Source organism: Nocardioides dongkuii, assembly GCF_014127485.1.
In the GTDB taxonomy this organism is placed as follows: Bacteria; Actinomycetota; Actinomycetes; order Propionibacteriales; family Nocardioidaceae; genus Nocardioides; species Nocardioides dongkuii.
Genome location: NZ_CP059903.1, coordinates 3,049,515 through 3,067,861, shown reverse-complemented (window position 1 = coordinate 3,067,861; position 18,347 = coordinate 3,049,515). Strand labels below are relative to the sequence as shown.

Here is an 18,347-nt window from a genome sequence, read left to right as displayed (position 1 = left end):
GTGTCGCGACGAGGTGTCGAGCCGCGATCAGGCCTGCGCGTCCCTGGCCTGGGCGGCGAGGGCGCGGGCGACGTCGGCCCGGCCCTCACGCACGTAGCGCTTCGCGGCCGGCGGGGCCGGAGAGCTCTCCAGCCACGCGTCGTAGAGGTCCAGGAGGTCCTGGCTCACCAGCTGCCGCGGGAAGATGAACTCCAGCGCCGTCGAGGCCCGCTGGGTGCCGAGGCGGTCCCAGATGGTGTCGGCCTCGGTGAGGTAGCGCTCGACGTACGGCGTGAGCACGTCGTCCTGCCCGGCCCGCTGGAAGGACAGGATGATCGAGCGCTGGGTCTCGTTCGGGGTGTCGTCGCGCAGCACCGCGGCGTCCCAGGCGGCGGCCTTGGCCTCCGCGGTCGGCTGGGCGGCGCGCGCACCGGCCGCCTTCTCCTGGCCCGAGATGGTGCCGTCCCGGGTCTCCTCCGCCGCGATCCGGTCCTCGCCCGCGACGCCGGCGGCGGCGAGGGCGGTGAGCAGCGTCCAGCGCAGGTCCTGGTCGACGGCGAGGCCCTCGACCTCCAGCGACCCGTCGAGGAGCGCCTCGAGGTCGGCGAGCGCCTGCTCGGAGCGCGCCGCCCCGGCGTACGTGCGGGCGAAGGTGAGCTGCTGGTCGCTGCCCGGCTCGGCGTCGAGGAGCAGCGCGCGCAGCCCGCTCTCCCAGCGCGCCCGCAGGGCGTCGCGGTTCTCCGGCGCGGAGTACAGCGTCACCGCCTGGGCGGCGTACGTCGGGATCCGGCTCACGCCCCAGGCGTCGGTCTCGGAGCCGATGTTGGCCAGCACCAGGTCGACGTACGCGGTCGCCGACATCTCGGCGTCGCGGGTCATGTCCCACGCGGCGCCCCAGACCAGGGCGCGGGCCAGCGAGTCGTCGAGCCGGGAGAGCCCGCCGACGGCCGTGGCGAGCGAGCGCTCGTCGAGGCGGATCTTGGCGTAGGTGTGGTCGCTGTCGTTGAGCAGCAGCAGGTCGGGCTGCCGGCGCCCGACGGCCTCGGTGATCTCGGTGAGCTCGCCGTCCACGTCGACCTCGACGTGGTCGCGGCGCACCAGGCGGCCGTCGACCTCGTCGTAGAAGCCGATGCCGATCCGGTGCCGGCGCAGGGTCGGCCAGTCCGGGTGCGCCGTCTGGCGCACCGCGAGGCGCGTGTAGCTGCCCTCGTCATCGAGCTCGAACTCCGCCGCGAGGGTGTTGACCCCGGCGGTCTGGAGCCACTCCTGCGCCCAGCCGCCGAGCTCGCGGCCGGAGGCCTGCTCGAGCGCGGCCAGCAGGTCCGTGAACTCGGAGTTCCCGAACGCGAAGTCCTTGAAGTACTGCCGCAGGCCCGCCATGAAGTCCTCGAGGCCCACCCACGCGACCAGCTGCTTGAGCACCGAGGCGCCCTTGGCGTAGGTGATCATGTCGAAGTTGACCTCGACGGCCTGCAGGTCGTGGTTGTCGGCGGCGATCGGGTGCGTCGACGGCAGCTGGTCCTGGCGGTAGCCGGTCTGCTTGCGGGCGTTGGCGAAGCCGGTCCAGGAGTCGGTGTACTCCGTGGCCTCCACCTCGGCGTGGTAGCAGGCCCACTCCGCGAAGGACTCGTTGAGCCAGAGGTCGTCCCACCACTTCATGGTCACGAGGTCGCCGAACCACATGTGCGCCATCTCGTGCAGGATCACCGAGCAGCGGAACTCGTAGAACGAGCGGGGCTGGCGGCTGCGGGGGAGGTACTCGTCGCGCAGCGTGATGCAGCCGGCGTTCTCCATCGCGCCCATGTTGTACTCCGGCACGTAGAGCTGGTCGTACTTGCCGAACGGGTAGGGGTAGTCGAAGGCCTCCTCGAAGAACGCGAAGCCCTGCTCGGTGATCTTCACGAGCTCCTCGACGTCGAGGTGCTCCACCAGCGACTGCCGGCAGAAGTGGCCGAGCGGGATGTCGCCGTGCTTGCCGCGGTAGACGTGCTGGACCTCGTGGTACTCGCCCGCGACGATCGCGGTGATGTAGGTCGACATCGGCTTGGTCGGCGCGAACCGCCACACGCCCGTGCCGTCGCCGGCGTCCTCGGGCTCGGGGCTCGGGGAGTTGGAGACGACCTTCCAGTGCGACGGCGCGGTCACGGTGAACGTGAACGGCGCCTTGAGGTCGGGCTGCTCGAAGGTGGTGTAGACCCGGCGGGCGTCCGGGACCTCGAACTGGGAGTAGAGGTAGACGCGGTCGTCGACGGGGTCGACGAACCGGTGCAGCCCCTCGCCGGTGCGCGAGTAGGTGCAGTCGGCCCGGACCACCAGGACGTTCTCGGCCGCGAGGCCGGACAGCGCGATCCGGCTGTCCTGGTACGCCGTGGCCGGGTCGATCGGCTCGCCGTTCAGGGTGATCTCGTGGACGGTCGCGTCGACGAGGTCGGCGAACGTCGAGGCGCCGGGCTCGGCGCAGGTGAACGAGATGGTGGTCGTGGACGCGAACGTCTTCTCGCCCGTGGTGAGGTCGAGGTCGACGGCGTACGACGTGACGTCCAGGAGCGCGGCGCGGGTCGCGGCCTCGTCCCGGGTGAGGTTGGTTCCAGGCATGCGGGCATCCTGCCACCGGCGTGGGCACCCCCGGCAATCCAGAGAACTACAACAATGTCATTCTCGAACGGCGTGTCAGGCTTGACAATCTTCACTAGAGTGCTCTCGTGCATCAGCAGTCACACGCGTCACGCAAACGCCTCGCGGCGGCCCTGGCCGGCATCGCGCTGCTCCTTGGGAGCGTCCTCGCGCTGCCCTCGGCGCCCGCCACCGCCGACTCGACGTACCTCTGCTCGGGCTACCAGGCGTGCGCCGACCAGGGGTACCCGCACGCGGGCTACCGGGGGAACAGCGCGACGATGTACTGGCAGATGTACGGCGGCCACAACTGCACGAACTACGCCGCCTACCGGATGGTGCGCAGCGGCATGCCCAACAAGCGGCCGTGGAGCGGTGAGGGCAACGCCAGCAACTGGGGCGTGGCGATGAAGCACATCACCGACCAGACGCCCACCGTCGGCGCCATCGCCTGGTGGAAGGCGAACGTGCCGGGCGCCGGGTCGAGCGGCCACGTGGCGTACGTCGAGCAGGTCGTCTCCAGCACCACGATCGTCGTGTCCGAGGACAGCTGGGGCGGTGACTTCCACTGGCGCACGATCACCAAGGAGGGCCGCGGCTGGCCGAGCGGGTTCATCCACTTCAACGACAAGGTGCTCGCGCCGACCGCCCCGCCGAGCATCGTCGGCACCCCGAAGGTCGGGACGCCGGTCACGGCCACCCAGGGCACCTGGAACCCCGCCGGCAACTACGCCTACCAGTGGGCCGCGGGCGGCGTCGCAGTGCCTGGCGCGACCGCGAGCACCTTCACCCCGACGGCGGCGGTCAAGGGCAAGAAGCTGAGCGTCACGGTCACCGCGACCAAGAAGGGCTACGCCGCCGGCACCGCCTCGGCGAGCACGGCGAGCGTCGTCGCGCCCGGCACGATGGTCAACGCCGAGGCGCCGGTCATCTCCGGCACGCCCCAGGTCGACGAGGTGCTGCAGGTCAGCCTCGGCACCTGGACGCCGACCCCGGAGATCCGCCGGGTCCGGTGGTTCGCCGACGGCACCGAGATCCCCGACGCCACGGGCTGGTCGCTCGCCCTGACCCAGGCCCTGATCGACAAGCGGATCACCGCCCGGGTCTCGGTGAAGGCCACCGCCTACGAGACGGTCGCGGTCACCACGGCCGCTACCGCCCCGGTGCTGGCCGGCGTGATCAGCACCCCCACCCCGTTCACGCTCGCCGGCAAGGCGGCGTACGGGAAGGTGCTGACCGTCCGGCCCGGCACCGTCGACCCCGTCGACGCCACCGCCCGCTACACGTGGCTGCGCGACGGCGTGGCCGTCGCCGGCGCGAACGGCCCGTCGTACGAGATCGGGGCGGCGGACGTCGGCCACCGCCTCGAGGCGCGCGTCGACCTCGCCCGGAGCAGCTACCGCAGCCTCGCGGTGCCGCTGCCGGCCCCCGGCGTCGTGACGACCCGGGCGACGGTCACGGCGACCGCGGTCGGCAGGCCCGGCCGCGCCGTGGTGCGGGTGCGCGTCCGCGCCCCCGGCGTCGACGCGCCCACGGGCGAGGTCACGGTCCTCGTCGGCACCCGCAGCGTGCCGGCCCAGGTCGTCGGCGGGCGCGCCCGCGTGGTCGTCCCGGGCCTCACCGCGGGGCGGAAGCCGGTGCGCGTGCGGTTCCTCGGCACGGAGGTCGTGAAGCCGGGCAAGGCCAGGACGCACGTACGGGTCCTGCGTCCCTGACCGTCCTTCGTTGACGAGGTGGGTCCGACCCGCTCCAATGGCGCGGTGCGCCGCGCCAGCAACGACCTCGTCCCGCTGCGCGAGGCCACCCGGGCGTGGTTCCTGATCTCGCTGCAGACCTTCGGCGGTCCCGCCGGCCAGATCGCGGTCATGCAGCGGGAGCTGGTCGACGAGCGTCGGTGGCTCGGGGAGCGGCGGTTCCTGCACGCGCTGTCGTACTGCATGCTGCTGCCCGGCCCGGAGGCCCAGCAGCTGGCGGTCTACGCGGGGTGGCTCCTCAACGGCTGGCTGGGCGGGCTGATCGCCGGTGTCCTCTTCGTGCTGCCGGGGGTCGTCGCCCTGCTCGCGCTGTCCTGGGCGTACGTCGCGCACGGCGACACGGTGGTCGTGACGGGGCTGTTCCTGGGGCTGGCGCCGGCCGTGCTCGCCGTCGTCGTCCAGGCCGTGGTCCGGATCGGCGGGCGCGCGCTGCACGGCCGCACCGCGGTGCTCCTCGCCCTCGGCGCCTTCGTCGGGCTGGCGGTCCTCGGGCTGCCGTTCCCGCTGGTGGTGCTGGGCGCGGGCGTCGTCGGCTGGCTGGTCGGCCGGCGGGACCCGGCGGCGATGACCGCCCCGGCGGTGGCCGACGACGGTCCGCCGCCGGTGGTGCCCGACGACGCGCTGCACCGGGCGGCGCCCTCGGCGCGCCGCAACCTGCTGGTGCTGGCCCTCGGCCTGGCCGTCTGGGTGGCGCCGGTGCTGCTGGTCTGGGCGCTCGCCGGCGGCCGGGAGACCGTGCTCACCGACCAGGGCCTGTTCTTCGGCGGGCTGGCGCTGGTCACCTTCGGCGGCGCGTACGCCGTGCTGTCGTACGTCGCGCAGGCGGCGGTCGAGAGCTACGGCTGGCTGTCCGCCAACGAGATGGCCAAGGGGCTCGCGCTGGCCGAGTCGACGCCGGGACCGCTGATCATCGTCGTGCAGTTCGTCGCGTTCCTCGGCGCCTACCGGGACCCGGGCGGCCTCGACCCGTGGGTGGCGGCGGTGGTCGGTTCCCTGCTCACCGTGTGGGTGACGTTCGTGCCGAGCTTCCTGTTCATCTTCCTGGGCGCGCCGTACGTCGAGCGGCTCCGCGGCAACCGGGCGCTCACCGCCGCGCTGGCCGGGGTCACGGCGGCGGTCGTCGGGGTGATCGCGAACCTGGCGCTGTACTTCGCGGTGCACACGCTGTTCGCGGACACCCGCCGGCTGGGCGCGGAGCACCTCGGGCTGCTCGTGCCGGTGTGGTCCTCGGTCGTCTGGCCGGCGGTGCTGGTCGCGGCGGTCGCGCTGGTGCTGGTCCTGCGGCTGCGGTGGTCGGTGCTGCGCACGTTGGGGGTCTGTGCGCTGCTGGGGCTGGGTCTCGAGGTGCTTCTGTCCTGAGCAACGGGAAGAGCCGGCCCGGTCCCGTTGTTCAGCGGGACATGACGACCACCAACGCCGACTTCTGGTTCGACCCGCTATGCCCGTTCGCGTGGATCACCTCACGCTGGATCCTCGAGGTCGAGAAGGTGCGCGACATCTCCGTCACCTGGCACCTGATGAGCCTGGCTTACCTCAACGAGGACAAGGACATCCCGGACGACTACCGCGAGATGCTGCGGACCGCCTGGGAGCCCGTGCGGGTCGTGATGGCCGCCGAGCAGCAGCACGGCCAGGAGGTGCTGGCGCCGCTGTACACCGCGCTCGGCACTCGCAAGCACGACCAGGGCGGGCAGTACGACCGCGCCACGATCGAGGCGGCCCTCGAGGAGGTCGGCCTGCCGACGTCGCTCGCCGACGCGATGGACGACTCGTCCTACGACGAGGCGATCAAGAAGTCCCACCACCTCGGCATGGACCAGGTCGGCGACGAGGTGGGCACGCCCACGATCGCCATCGAGGGGACCGCGTTCTTCGGGCCGGTCCTCAGCGCGATCCCGCGCGGCGAGGAGGCCGGCAAGGTGTGGGACGGCGCGGTGCTGCTCGCGGGCTACCCGTACTTCTTCGAGCTCAAGCGCTCGCGCACCGGGGAGCTCGACTTCAGCTGATCGCGCTCGTGACCACCGCCGCGGTGGTGGCCACGGCGGCAACCCTAGGATCAGCGCCATGACTTCAGTCCTGTCCGCCGTCGCCTGGCCGTACGCGAACGGCCCGCGCCACATCGGTCACGTGGCCGGTTTCGGTGTGCCCTCCGACGTGTTCAGCCGCTACATGCGGATGGCGGGCCACGACGTGCTGATGGTCTCCGGCTCCGACGAGCACGGCACCCCGATCCTGATCGCTGCCGACGAGGCCGGCGTGACGCCGCAGGAGCTCGCCGACCGCAACCACCGGATCATCGCCGAGGACCTCGCCTCGCTCGGCTGCACCTACGACCTCTACACGCGCACCACCACCCGCAACCACCACGCGGTCGTGCAGGAGCTGTTCCTCGGCGTCTACGAGAACGGCTACTTCGTCGAGCGGACGACGTACGGCGCGATCTCGCCGTCCACCGGCCGCACCCTGCCGGACCGCTACATCGAGGGCACCTGCCCGATCTGCGGGTACGACGGGGCGCGCGGTGACCAGTGCGACAACTGCGGCAACCAGCTGGACCCCGCCGACCTCAAGAACCCGCGGTCGAAGATCAACGGCGAGACGCCGGAGTTCATCGAGACCCAGCACTTCTTCCTCGACCTGCCGGCGCTCGCCGACGCGCTCGAGGAGTGGCTCGACGAGCGCGCCGCGACCGGGCTGTGGCGCCCCAACGTCATCCGGTTCAGCCAGAACATCCTCAAGGAGATCCGCCCGCGCGCGATGACGCGCGACATCGACTGGGGCATCGCGGTGCCGCTCGACGGCTGGCGCGAGAACCCCACGAAGAAGCTGTACGTCTGGTTCGACGCGGTCGTCGGCTACCTCTCGGCATCGATCGAGTGGGCCCGTCGTACCGGCGACCCGGAGCGGTGGCGCGAGTGGTGGAACGACCCCGAGGCGCTGTCGTACTACTTCATGGGCAAGGACAACATCACCTTCCACAGCCAGATCTGGCCCGCGGAGCTTCTCGCCTACTCGGGCAAGGGCTCCCGCGGCGGCGAGCCGCGGGAGTACGGCGTGCTCAACCTGCCGACCGAGGTGGTCTCCTCGGAGTTCCTGACGATGGAGGGGCGCAAGTTCTCCTCGTCGAAGAAGGTCGTGATCTACGTCCGTGACCTGCTCAGCCGCTACCAGCCCGACGCGTTCCGCTACTTCGTCGCCGCGGCGGGCCCGGAGAGCCAGGACTCCGACTTCACCTGGGCGGAGTTCGTCCGGCGCACCAACGACGAGCTCGTCGCCGGCTGGGGCAACCTGGTCAACCGCACCGCCAACCTGATCGCCAAGAACTTCGGCGAGATCCCGCCCGCCGGGCCGCTCACCCCCGAGGACGAGGCCGTCCTCGCCGCCACCGAGGCGGCGTTCGGCACGGTCGGCGACCTGATCGCGCGGCACCGCCAGAAGCAGGCGGTCGGCGAGGCGATGCGCGTGGTCGGCGAGGTCAACAAGTACGTCTCCGACTCCGAGCCCTGGAAGATCAAGGACGACCCCGAGCGGCTCGGCACGATCCTGCACGTCACCGCGCAGTGCGTCGCCGACCTCAACCTGGTGCTCGCGCCGTTCCTGCCGTTCGCCGCCAACGCGGTCGACGAGGCCTTCGGCGGCACGGGGCAGATCGCGCCCATGCCGCGCATCGAGGAGGTCGACGACCTCGACGGCGGCCCGTCGTACCCGATCATCACCGGCGACTACACCACCGCGCCCACCTGGCAGCGGCACCCCATCGCCGTCGGCACCCCCGTCGCCAAGCCCACCCCCGTCTTCACCAAGCTCGACCCCTCGGTCGTCGACGAGGAGCTCGCACGCCTCGCCGGTGGCTGAGCGTTGTCGAATCCGGTGAGCGAACCCCGGGGCCTCGATCAGGGTCGTGGGGACGCTGCGGGGGTCTCGACAACGCTCGTCGCTGGCGCTCCTCGCTGCTCGACCACCGTTGGTTGAGCAGCGAAGGCGCTCTGCGCCTGAGCGTGGTCGAAACCCGGTGACCCGACAGACGGCCCCGACCCCGGCGTATCGAGACCCTGCCGGTGGTTGAGCAGCGAAGGCGCCCTGGCGCCTGAGCGATGTCGAAACCCGGTGACCCGACAGACGGCCCCGACCCCGGCGCATCGAGACCCCGCAAGAGGGTTTCGGTGGTCGAGTAGCCCGCGAGGAACGAGCGGGCGTATCGAGACCTCCGCCCTGAGCTCCGGACGTGCCGAGGTCCCCGCCGTGTCCCCGCCGGTGGTTGAGCAGCGAAGGCGCCCTGGCGCCTGAGCGATGTCGAAACCCGGTGACCCGACAGGCAACCGCAACCGGGCGTATCGAGACCCGCGAGTCGGCGATTGTGTTCGCGGCCCGGGGCGGACATAAGCGCCGACTCGGCGAGTGCTCCGGACGTGCCGAGGCCCCCGCCGTGGTGGTGCGTACGGCGGGGTCCGGGGCTCGGTGGTCAGGTTTCGGTCGGATCGGCCTGGGTGCCGGTGTGGTCGCGGATGAAGATCAGCCCGTGGGGGCTGCGCCATCGGAACGTGGTCTCGTCGAGGGCGGTGTAGGTCCAGCGGCCGTGGGTCTTGACCCGGTGATGTCGCCGACAGAGCGGCGCGGTGTTGCAGGAGCAGGTGGTGCCGCCTTGGGATGCGGCGGTGACGTGGTCGCAGTCGGCTTTCCTGCCCGGCCTGGTGCACCACGGGAACACGCAGGTGTGGTGGAGCAGCACCTGTCGTTCGCGGAGTCGGTCGGGGACCTCGTAGGCACCGGTGGCGATGTGGTCGGTGAGGTCGATGACGGGCTTGACGATGACTTGGGTGTCGGGGTTGGCGCACCAGGCCTTGACCTGGTCGACGTCGATGAAGGAGCGGGTGTTCTCGATCCGCGCCAGGTACAGGTCGCCTGACTCGCTGGTGCCGCCGGTGCCGGTGATCGCGGCGGCGGCGAGGTGGGCGTGCAGCACCACCTGCCGAGGCATGGTCCGCCTGGACCGCTTCTTGCCGGTCTCCTCGGGCTGTTCGGTGTTCAGCTCGAGTGCGAGCTGGCGTCGGGCCAGGTCACCAGCGGCCATCGAGCGCCGCACGTCCAACGACAGGTCTGACCCGAGGTCCGCCAACTGTGCGGCACCGCGCGTCACCGCGGCGTCGAGGTCGATCGCATCACCAAGGTCGAGGACGCCTTCGACGCTGATGGTGCCGTCGTAGGAGAGCTGGCGGGTGTCGATGTCGAACCGGCGACCGTCCGCAGCAGCCAACCGGCGTTCGCGGGCTTCGTCGGGGTCGAACCGCACCCGGGCCTCCTCGATCAGCCGGTCCAGGGCCGCGATGCCGATCTTGTGCGCCACCGGCGCGACGTGCCGGTCGACGTACTCCGCACCGTCCAGGGGCAGCGAGATGGTCTGTTGCGCGATCCGGCGGGCCTTCCACGCCGGGAGGTCCCCGGACTGGACCCGGGTCCAGACCCGGCGGAGCCGGTGGGCGAGCTCGACGGCCTCGCCGAGGTAGCAGGCGCCGGCGTCAGTCGTGATGCCCATCGCGGCGGCGAACTCACACACCGAGAACTCCGCCACCAGCGGGGCACCGGGTCCGGCGACCATGAGCTCGCCCTCGGTGCCGGGCACCACCGCCGCCAGGTAGGAGTCGCGCTCGTCGACGGAGTGGATCCCCGCCCACGCCACCGCCGCGGCGAGCAGGTCAGCAGCGGCCTGGTGCTCGACCTGCCGACGCTCGCGCACCCGCGACAGCACGTCGGCTGCGGTGTCGAGGGCGGGGGCGGTGGTCATGCCCTTATTCTATTCGAACAGAGGTTCGAACAACAGGTCTGGAATGAGATCTGTGGAGGACTTTTTCGGTGGTCGCGGTTGCCTGTCAGGTCACCGGGTCTCGACAACGCTCAGGCGCAGAGCGCCTTCGCTGCTCGACCACCGGTGCTCGACCACCGGCCGCGGGCGCTGCTCGGGTGCCGGTGCTCGTGTTGGATCGTCGGCATGTCCGATCCTGATGCCTGGAAGGCCGACCGCATCGGTGCCGCTCGCGCCGGGACCAACCCGACGGTGCTGGCCCGGATGCCGCAGTCCTACGCCGTCATCGGGGACACGCAGTTCCTGCCCGGGTACTGCGTCCTCCTGGTCGACGACCCCGCGGTGGACCGGCTGACGGACCTGCCGAAGCGGCAGCGCCTGGAGTTCCTCGACAGCATGGACACGCTCGGCCAGGCGGTCGAGACGGCCTGCCGGGCGCTCGACCCGGGGTTCCGGCGGATGAACTACGAGATCCTCGGCAACACCGACGCCTACCTGCATGCGCACCTGTTCGCGCGCTACGAGTGGGAGCCGGAGGACCGTCGCGGGCAGCCCGTCTGGCGCTACGACCCGCAGGAGTTCTACGGCGACGAGTCGGCGCTCGCGCCCCGCCACGACGAGCTCCGCAGCAGGATCGTGGCCGAGCTGGCTGGGTACGGGGCGTCCGTGAGCACCTCGGAGCCCGACGACAGCGGCCGACAGATCGACGCGGCGACCCAGGACGCGGTGGACGCGGTGGCGACGTCGTACGCGCGGGACTCCGCGATCGACGTCGAGGACCGGCTGCGGGGCGAGATGTCCTCGCGCGGCCTGGAGGGCGACGAGCGGTGGTTCGCGGAGGTGGCGGAGGAGATCCGCACCGGCCGGCACGTGGGCGTCACGGACCCGGAGGCGCCGGGGTCGCTCGGCGGTGACAACGGCGGCGCCTGAGCGCCAGGAGGGGGCTCAGTCGAAGAGCCGCCGCGGCATCGCGTAGACCCAGCGCCGGCCGGGGTGCTCGCTCACCGACCAGAGCAGGTCGTCCGACGGCCACCAGGTGAGGTCCTCGGGCCCCATCGGGGCGGCCCAGCGGTGGCGGCGGAACGCGCCGGGCCGGCCGACGTACACCGACCCCGGCGTCCACGGCCCGTGCGAGCGGGTGAGGTAGTAGCGGCCGTCGACGACGACGGCGCCCTGGGTCCGCGCCACGCCGCCCTCGTCGAGGTGGGGGGGGTACGACGCGCGGTCCTCGTCGGCGGCGAGCAGCAGGGAGTCCGGGTCGACGGGGTAGCGCGCGAGCCGGCGGGTCTGCGAGCCGCCGCCGTACTCGCCCACCACGAGCGCGGGCTCCGACCGCTCCAGCGAGACGAACGAGTAGCGCAGCTTCTCGTGGCCCTCGGCGGTCCCGGCGCGGTAGGCGAAGCGGACGGGCAGCACGTACCGGTGCCCGAAGGTCTCGTACGGCGCCCCGTCGGGCACCCGCATGATGTCGTCGAGGCGGCAGGTGACCAGGCCGCGACCGGTGGCCGCGACGTGGAGGTACGGCCCGTGCCAGACCAGGCCACCGGCGTGCACCTTCAACGGTCGTACGCCGGGGGTGCCGTCGGCGTCCAGGGTCGGCTCGACCAGCAGCACGTGCTGGTAGCGCCGACGGTCGAGGTCGAGCACCGTGATCCGCGAGCCGCCGGCGTGCTTGGCGTACCAGCTCACCACCAGCAGCCGACCGGACGCGTCGGGCTCGCCGGCCTCGGCGGACGACGTGATCCCCTGCGGCCACCACTCGTGGTCGCGCCGGTCGCGGTCCTCCCACGTCAGCGCCCGTCGTACGGCGCGGCCGGGCGCCCAGGTACGCCGCGCCCGCCGGTCGAGGTCGGCCAGCACGCCCGCGAGCCCGACCCGTCCGCTGAGGGAAGAGGCGAGCGCGTCGATCTCCGCGACGTTCTCGTCGGTCCTGGTCAGGTGCACACCGGTCGTCGCGGACATGGCCGCCCCGTAACCTCAGCGCTCGTGAAGCAATCATGAAGCCGGTGGTGGGCGCGGCGATCCTGCGCGGCGGCAAGGTCCTGGCGGCCCGGCGTACGGCGCCCCCGGCTCTCGCCGGACGCTGGGAGCTCCCCGGGGGCAAGGTCGAGCCGGGGGAGTCGCCGGAGGACGCGTTGGTGCGCGAGCTCGAGGAGGAGCTCGGCGTCACCGTGCGGGTCGGCGCGTGGCTCGGCCCGCGGGTCCCGATCGAGGGTGGCTGGGTGCTCTCGGTCGCGGCCGCCCGCCTCGTCGACGAGGCGCCGCTCGCGCCGACCGAGCACGACGAGGTGCGCTGGCTGGGCCCCGACGAGCTCGGCGACGTCGACTGGGCCGACCCCGACCGGCCGTTCCTGCCCGAGGTCGCGGTGCTGCTGCGCGAGGCGCTCGCCCGGGCCCGGGGCCCGCGCGCGATCTTCTTCGACGAGGACGACGCCCACGCCGCCGCCGCGCGGCTGGGCGCGGACGGCTGGGTCGCGGAGGTCGAGCGCGAGCGGCTCGCGGGGGAGGACGACGACGAGGACCACCCGTGGGCGGTGCTCTCCGACGCCCCGGAGATGGTGCTCGAGCTCCTCGTCGACGAGCTCGACGGCTGGCTCGACCAGGAGCCGCACGTCCCGAGCCCCCCGGCCGCGGCACCGCCCCCGGCGCCGCTCCCGACGCAGCCGCGCCGGGCTCATCGGGGCCACCCCGATCACTAGGATCGAGCCATGACCGCCGACCAGCGCCTCCTGCTCGTCCACGCCCACCCCGACGACGAGTCCATCGGCCAGGGCGCCACGATGGCGAAGTACGTCGCGGAGGGCCGCGGGGTCACGCTGGTCACCTGCACCGCCGGCGAGATGGGCGAGATCCTGGTGCCCGAGCTCGAGCACCTCGCCGACGACCGCGACGGCGGGCTCGGCGAGCACCGCCGCGGCGAGCTCGCGGCCGCGATGAAGGCGCTGGGGGTGACCGACCACCGCTTCCTCGGCGGGTTCGGCACCTACCGCGACTCCGGCATGAAGTGGCACGAGGACGGCCACGCGGTCGCCGCCGACGAGGTCCACGCCAACGCCTTCTGGCACGCCGACCTCACCGAGGCGGCCGACCACCTGGTCGCGGTGATCCGCGAGGTGCGCCCGCAGGTGCTGGTCACCTACGACCAGTTCGGCGGCTACGGCCACCCCGACCACATCCAGGCCCACCGGGTCGCGACGTACGCCGTGGCGCTGGCCGCCGTGCCGTCGTACCGGCTCGACCTCGGCGAGCACTGGGACGTCCCGAAGGTCTACTGGGGCGCGATGTCGGAGTCCCGGATGCGCGAGGGCCTGCGGGTGCTGCGCGACTCCGGCGACTCCACGAGCTTCGAGGGCATGGACCCCGACGGCCCGCTGCCGCACTTCGTCACCCCCGACGACCAGCTCGCCGCCGGCATCGACGCCACCGACTTCGTCGACGCCAAGATGGCCGCGCTGGCCGCGCACGCCACCCAGATCACCACCGACGGCCCGTTCTTCGCGCTGAGCAACAACGTGGGCGCCACCGCCTGGGGCGTCGAGTACTACCGGATCGCGAAGGGGGAGCGGGGAGAGCTGGACGAGAACGGTCTCGAGACCGACCTCTTCGCCGGCCTCTAGTGGCGCGGGCGCTCGTCGCCCTCGCGGCGCTCGCCGTCGGCGCCCTCACCTCCCTCTCGGCCGTGGCGCTGCACCAGCGCTGGTGGGGCCTGCTGCTGGGGCTGGTCGCCACGGTGGCCACCACCGTCGCCCTGCCGCCCGGCTGGACGACCCGGGTCGCCTTCGTGCTGGGCTGGGTCGCGGCGCTCGCCCTGCTGGCCTCGCGCCGCCCGGAGGGGGACTACCTGGTCACCGCGGGCCCCGCGGGATACGCGCTGGTGGCCGCCGGCCTCGCCCTGCTGGTGGCGGCGGTCCTGACCCTGCCGAGGCGGGGGACCCCCAGGCCGGTGTCACCCGGTCCCTAGAATGAGCGCGTGACGACTGACAAACGCGACCGAGCAGGTGGCCGCGTCGTCCTCCTCGTCGTCCTTGGACTGGCCCTGCTCGTCGCCGGCGGCTGGGCGGCGGCGTACGCCGTGGCCGGTGACAAGGTGCCCCGCGGCACCGAGGTCGCCAGCGTCGACATCGGCGGCCGCTCCCGCGCCGACGCGCTGGCCGCGCTCGAGGACGGGCTCGCGAAGCGGCGCAACCGCACGATCACCGTCACGGCCGGGGACGTGACCGAGCAGGTCCGACCCCGCGAGGCCGGGCTGTCGGTCGACCTCGCCGCCTCGGTGGACGCGGCCGGGGGCGAGCGCAGCTGGAACCCGCGCCGGCTCTGGGACTACTTCACCGGCGGCCAGGACCTCGACGCCGTCGTCGAGGTCGACGAGGCCGCGGTGGACAAGCTCGTGGACCGCCTCGGCGAGCAGGCCGGTACGCCGCCGCGCGACGGCGACCTGGTCTTCGAGGGGTCGTCGGTGCGCACCGTCGAGCCGCGCGCCGGCGAGCAGATCGACCGCGAGGAGGCCGTCCGCGCGCTCGAGGCGGCGTACCTCACCGACGAGCCGACCGTCGAGCTCACCCTGCGCCGGACCGCGCCGGAGATCGACGAGAAGGACGTGCAGGCGGCGCTCGACGAGTTCGCCAACCCCGCGCTCTCCGGCCCCGTGACGCTGGTCTTCGACGGCTCCCCGGTCACCCTGGCGCCCGGCGACTTCGGCCCGGCCCTCGGCGTCCGCGCGGAGGGCGGCGAGCTGGTGCCCGACCTCGACGAGGAGGAGCTCGCCCGGCTGGTCGACGACGTGGTCGCCGACAAGGGCGCGCCCGTCGACGCGTCGGTCGCCCTGGTGAACGGCAAGCCGAAGGTGGTGCCGGGCAAGCCCGGCGTCGCCTACGACCCCGCCGACGTCGCCGACGCCTTCCTGAGCCTGGTCACCCGCCCCTCGGGCGAGCGCGAGCTGGAGGTGCAGGCGAGGGTCGCGGAGCCGGAGTTCACCACCGAGGACGCCCGCGCGCTGAAGATCCGCGAGCAGGTCTCCAGCTTCACGACCTACTACCCGCCCGCGTCGTACCGCGACACCAACATCGGCCGCGCCGCCGAGATCGTCAACGGCACCGTGCTGAAGCCCGGCGAGACCTTCTCCCTCAACGACACCGTGGGGGAGCGGACCATCGAGAACGGCTTCACCGCCGGCACCATCATCAGCGACGGCATCTTCAAGGAGGACCTCGGCGGCGGCGTCTCCCAGATGGCCACCACGCTGTTCAACGCCGCATTCTTCGCGGGCCTCGAGGACGTCGAGCACAAGCCGCACTCGTTCTACATCGACCGCTACCCGGTCGGGCGCGAGGCGACGGTCGCCTGGGGCGCGGTCGACCTCCGCTTCCGCAACGACACGCCGTACGGCGTGCTGATCGAGGCCGAGGTGATCCCCAGCGCCGGCCGCTCGCAGGGCACCGCCCGGGTCACGATGTGGTCCACCAAGCACTGGGACATCGACACCACCACCTCGGACCGCTACAACTTCACCTCGCCCGGCACCCGCACGCTCAGCACGCCGGACTGCTACCCCAACTCCGGGTACGGCGGCTTCGACGTCGACGTGTGGCGGATCTTCCGCAAGCCCGGGGACGACGAGGTCGTCCGCCGGGAGAAGTTCCACACCACCTACACCCCGAGCGACCAGGTGATCTGCAAGTAGCGGCTGGGCGCGACTAGGGCGCGGCCAGGTAGCAGTACCGGTGGTGCTCGGTGAAGCCGAGCCCGTCGTACAGCGCCAGGGCCGGGGCGTTCTCGCTCAGCACCTGGAGGTACGCCGTGGTGGCCCCGCGCTCGGCGCCCCACTCGAGCAGCGCCGCCATCACCCGCAGCCCGAGGCCCTGCCGCCGGTGCTCGGGGGCCACGTGCAGCCCGCGGAACCCCACCCAGTCGCGGTCGTACGCCGCGACCGCGGACGCCCGGTCGCCGATGCGCGCGGTGGCCAGGTCGCCGTCCTCCTCGACGACGACCTCCGGGGCGGCGTCCGCCCCGATCCCGCGGGCGCCGAGCAGCCGCCGGGTGCGGGCGACCCCGGCGACCTGGAAGACGGTGTCGGCGTCGCCGGACTCCGGCCCCCAGCCGCGGCCGCGGAACAGCTCCTCCTCGGCCGAGCCGGACAGGACGGCGGCGATCGGGCGGCCGGTGCGCGCGGCGTAGAAGTCCACGACCCGGTCGAGGTCGTCGGGCACGCCGGAGGGGCCGAAGGCCAGCACCGAGTTCGCCCGGCGCGCCGGGGACGAGGGGGAGTGGCGCAGCAGCCAGGCCCCGAGCGGCTGGGTCTCGAGGTCGGGCCAGAGCGCCAGCGCGCGGGTCTGCGCCTCCACCGGCGGCACGCGGTGGCGCACTGAGGGTCTGGGCGGGACCGGCTTGCCGGAGACGATGTCGGCCAGCGGGATCCGCACGGGGTCGCCGGACTCGGGCTGCACCACGCAGCCGGTGGCGTCCCACGCGGTGCAGGTGCCGAGCAGGTCGGTCATCGCCGGGCCGCCGGAGGGCCCGGTCTCGCCGCGGACCAGCCGCCGCACGACGACGCGCCGGCCCACGACGTGCGGGCCGAGCAGGTGCCGGCCCACGCCCGCCTCTCCGCCCGACTCTTCGCCCGACTCCCCGCCCACATGGTGGTCGTCACGGGGTACACCTCCGGAAGCCACGGCGGGATACTAGGCTGTGGGTAGCTCACCCACCCGATCTGCGCTCCCGAGGCGCGCCCCAGGAGGACCCCGGTGACGTACGTCATCTCTCAGCCTTGCGTCGACCTCAAGGACCGCGCGTGCGTCGATGAGTGCCCCGTCGACTGCATCTACGAGGGCAAGCGGATGCTGTACATCCACCCCGACGAGTGCGTGGACTGCGGCGCCTGCGAGCCGGTGTGCCCCGTCGAGGCGATCTTCTACGAGGACGACGTGCCGGAGGAGGCCAAGGAGTTCTACGACGCCAACGTGCACTTCTTCGACGACCTCGGCTCCCCGGGCGGCGCGGCCAAGATGGGTGAGATCGACAAGGACCACCCGCTGGTCGCGGCGCTGCCCCCGCAGGAGCACGACCACTGACCGGCACCCGGCGGGGCGCCGTCTCCGCACGGCTCCCCGACTTCCCGTGGGACCACCTGACGGCGTACGCCGAGCGGGCGCGCGCCCACCCCGACGGCGCTGTCGACCTCTCGGTCGGCACGCCCGTCGACCCGACGCCCGAGGTGGCCCAGCAGGCGCTCCGCGGCGCCGCGGACTCCCCGGGCTACCCGGTCACCATCGGCCGCGTCGACCTGCGCCAGGCCTGCATCGACTGGCTGGAGCGACGGCACGGCGTGACCGGGCTCGGCCTGGACCAGGTGCTCCCGGTGATCGGGTCCAAGGAGCTGATCGGCTCGCTGGCGGTGCACCTCGGCCTGGGGGCCGGTGACCTGATCGGCTACCCGGAGCTGGCCTACCCGACGTACGAGGTGGGCGCGGCGCTCGCGGGGGCCCGGTCCGTCGCGACCGACTCGCTGACCTCCTTCGGCCCCGAGGTCCCGGCGCTGCTGTGGCTGAACTCCCCGTCCAACCCGACCGGTCGGGTGCTGCCGCCCGAGCACCTGCGCAAGGTGGTCGACTGGTGCCGCGAGCGCGGCACCGTCCTGGTCTCCGACGAGTGCTACCTCGAGTGCGCCTGGGAGGCCTCGCCGGTCTCGGTGCTGCACCCCGACGTCTGCGGCGGCTCGCACGAGGGGATCCTCGCCGTGCACTCGCTGTCGAAGCGCTCCAACCTCGCGGGCTACCGCTGCGCGTTCGTCGCGGGCGACCCCGCGCTGGTGGGCGAGCTGCTCGCCGTGCGCAAGAACCTCGGGCTGCAGATGCCCGGGCCGCAGCAGGTGGCGATGAAGGCGGCGCTCGACGACGACGAGCACGCGCTGGAGCAGCACGCGCGGTACGCCGCCCGGCGGGCCCGGCTGCGCACGGCGCTGGAGGGCGCTGGCTTCCGCGTCGACCACTCCGAGGCCTCGCTGTACCTCTGGGCGACCCGCGACGAGGACTGCTGGGAGACCGTCGCGGCCCTGGCCGACCGCGGCATCCTGGTCGCCCCCGGCGCGTTCTACGGCGCCGCGGGCTCGCGGCACGTGCGGGTGGCCTTCACCGCCACCGACGAGCGGGTCGACGCCGCGGTGGCCCGGCTGTCCTGACCGGCCCCTGGTTACCCAGTGCGAGCGA

At 72.8% G+C, this 18,347-nt stretch carries 15 protein-coding genes; 11 read left to right on the top strand and 4 right to left on the bottom strand.

The annotated features are described in order from the left end of the window. Positions 1-27: 27 nt before the first annotated feature. Positions 28-2,574 (bottom strand): aminopeptidase N, encoded by a 2,547-nt coding sequence (gene pepN / locus H4O22_RS14785; RefSeq protein ID WP_182524132.1) that lies wholly within the window; start codon positions 2,572-2,574, stop codon positions 28-30. A 107-nt stretch (positions 2,575-2,681) separates the two neighbouring features. Between pepN and H4O22_RS14780 the strand changes: the two genes are divergently transcribed. From H4O22_RS14780 to metG, 4 genes are read left to right on the top strand one after another with little or no spacing between them, the layout of a single operon-like run. Then, entirely contained in the window at positions 2,682-4,307 is a 1,626-nt protein-coding gene (locus H4O22_RS14780; RefSeq protein WP_182524131.1) for a CHAP domain-containing protein, read from the top strand. An 18-nt stretch (positions 4,308-4,325) separates the two neighbouring features. Continuing rightward, positions 4,326-5,705, top strand: coding sequence for a chromate efflux transporter (gene chrA / locus H4O22_RS14775; RefSeq protein ID WP_182524130.1), 1,380 nt, complete (start codon positions 4,326-4,328; stop codon positions 5,703-5,705). Positions 5,706-5,746: 41 nt separating this feature from the next. Next, positions 5,747-6,352 carry a mycothiol-dependent nitroreductase Rv2466c family protein gene (locus H4O22_RS14770; RefSeq protein WP_182524129.1) on the top strand — a complete coding sequence of 202 codons (606 nt, stop codon included), beginning with the start codon at positions 5,747-5,749 and terminating at the stop codon, positions 6,350-6,352. Between the two features lie 58 nt (positions 6,353-6,410). Beyond that, positions 6,411-8,201, top strand: a complete 1,791-nt coding sequence (gene metG, locus H4O22_RS14765; protein ID WP_182524128.1) for a methionine--tRNA ligase — start codon at positions 6,411-6,413, stop codon at positions 8,199-8,201. A gap of 607 nt (positions 8,202-8,808) precedes the next feature. On the opposite strand, the gene H4O22_RS14760 is transcribed toward metG, so the two are convergent. Then, on the bottom strand, positions 8,809-10,128 hold the full coding sequence (locus H4O22_RS14760; RefSeq protein ID WP_182524127.1) for an HNH endonuclease: 1,320 nt from the start codon (positions 10,126-10,128) through the stop codon (positions 8,809-8,811). 204 nt (positions 10,129-10,332) lie between these two features. Between H4O22_RS14760 and H4O22_RS20420 the strand changes: the two genes are divergently transcribed. Further along, complete coding sequence (locus tag H4O22_RS20420; RefSeq protein WP_220451174.1) at positions 10,333-11,076, top strand: HIT family protein; 744 nt, start codon at positions 10,333-10,335, stop codon at positions 11,074-11,076. A 15-nt stretch (positions 11,077-11,091) separates the two neighbouring features. Here H4O22_RS20420 and H4O22_RS14750 read toward each other — a convergent pair whose 3' ends face one another. Continuing rightward, positions 11,092-12,108, bottom strand: coding sequence for a hypothetical protein (locus tag H4O22_RS14750; protein WP_182524126.1), 1,017 nt, complete (start codon positions 12,106-12,108; stop codon positions 11,092-11,094). Positions 12,109-12,143: 35 nt separating this feature from the next. Here H4O22_RS14750 and H4O22_RS14745 point away from each other — a divergent pair, with 35 nt between their 5' ends. The 4 genes from H4O22_RS14745 to H4O22_RS14730 are packed head-to-tail and all read left to right on the top strand — an operon-like array spanning position 12,144 to position 15,826. Beyond that, a complete protein-coding gene (locus tag H4O22_RS14745) occupies positions 12,144-12,845 on the top strand; it encodes a (deoxy)nucleoside triphosphate pyrophosphohydrolase (RefSeq protein WP_182524125.1) in 702 nt (233 codons plus the stop codon). A 9-nt stretch (positions 12,846-12,854) separates the two neighbouring features. Further along, positions 12,855-13,763: an N-acetyl-1-D-myo-inositol-2-amino-2-deoxy-alpha-D-glucopyranoside deacetylase gene (mshB, locus tag H4O22_RS14740; protein ID WP_182524124.1), complete on the top strand. Its 909-nt coding sequence runs from the start codon at positions 12,855-12,857 to the stop codon at positions 13,761-13,763. After that, complete coding sequence (locus tag H4O22_RS14735) at positions 13,763-14,107, top strand: hypothetical protein (protein WP_182524123.1); 345 nt, start codon at positions 13,763-13,765, stop codon at positions 14,105-14,107. The genes mshB and H4O22_RS14735 overlap by 1 nt, the downstream gene beginning before the upstream one ends. Before the next feature lie 9 nt (positions 14,108-14,116). Beyond that, positions 14,117-15,826, top strand: coding sequence for a VanW family protein (locus H4O22_RS14730; RefSeq protein WP_182524122.1), 1,710 nt, complete (start codon positions 14,117-14,119; stop codon positions 15,824-15,826). A 13-nt stretch (positions 15,827-15,839) separates the two neighbouring features. Here the strand turns inward: H4O22_RS14730 and H4O22_RS14725 are convergent, their stop codons facing one another. After that, entirely contained in the window at positions 15,840-16,814 is a 975-nt protein-coding gene (locus H4O22_RS14725) for a GNAT family N-acetyltransferase (RefSeq protein ID WP_182524121.1), read from the bottom strand. A gap of 72 nt (positions 16,815-16,886) precedes the next feature. On the opposite strand from H4O22_RS14725, the gene fdxA reads away from it, so the two are divergent. Together fdxA and dapC are read left to right on the top strand one after the other, a co-directional pair. After that, on the top strand, positions 16,887-17,213 hold the full coding sequence (gene fdxA / locus H4O22_RS14720; protein ID WP_182524120.1) for a ferredoxin: 327 nt from the start codon (positions 16,887-16,889) through the stop codon (positions 17,211-17,213). Then, a complete protein-coding gene (gene dapC, locus H4O22_RS14715; protein WP_182527159.1) occupies positions 17,210-18,319 on the top strand; it encodes a succinyldiaminopimelate transaminase in 1,110 nt (369 codons plus the stop codon). Before fdxA ends, dapC begins: the two co-directional genes overlap by 4 nt. Positions 18,320-18,347: the final 28 nt, after the last annotated feature.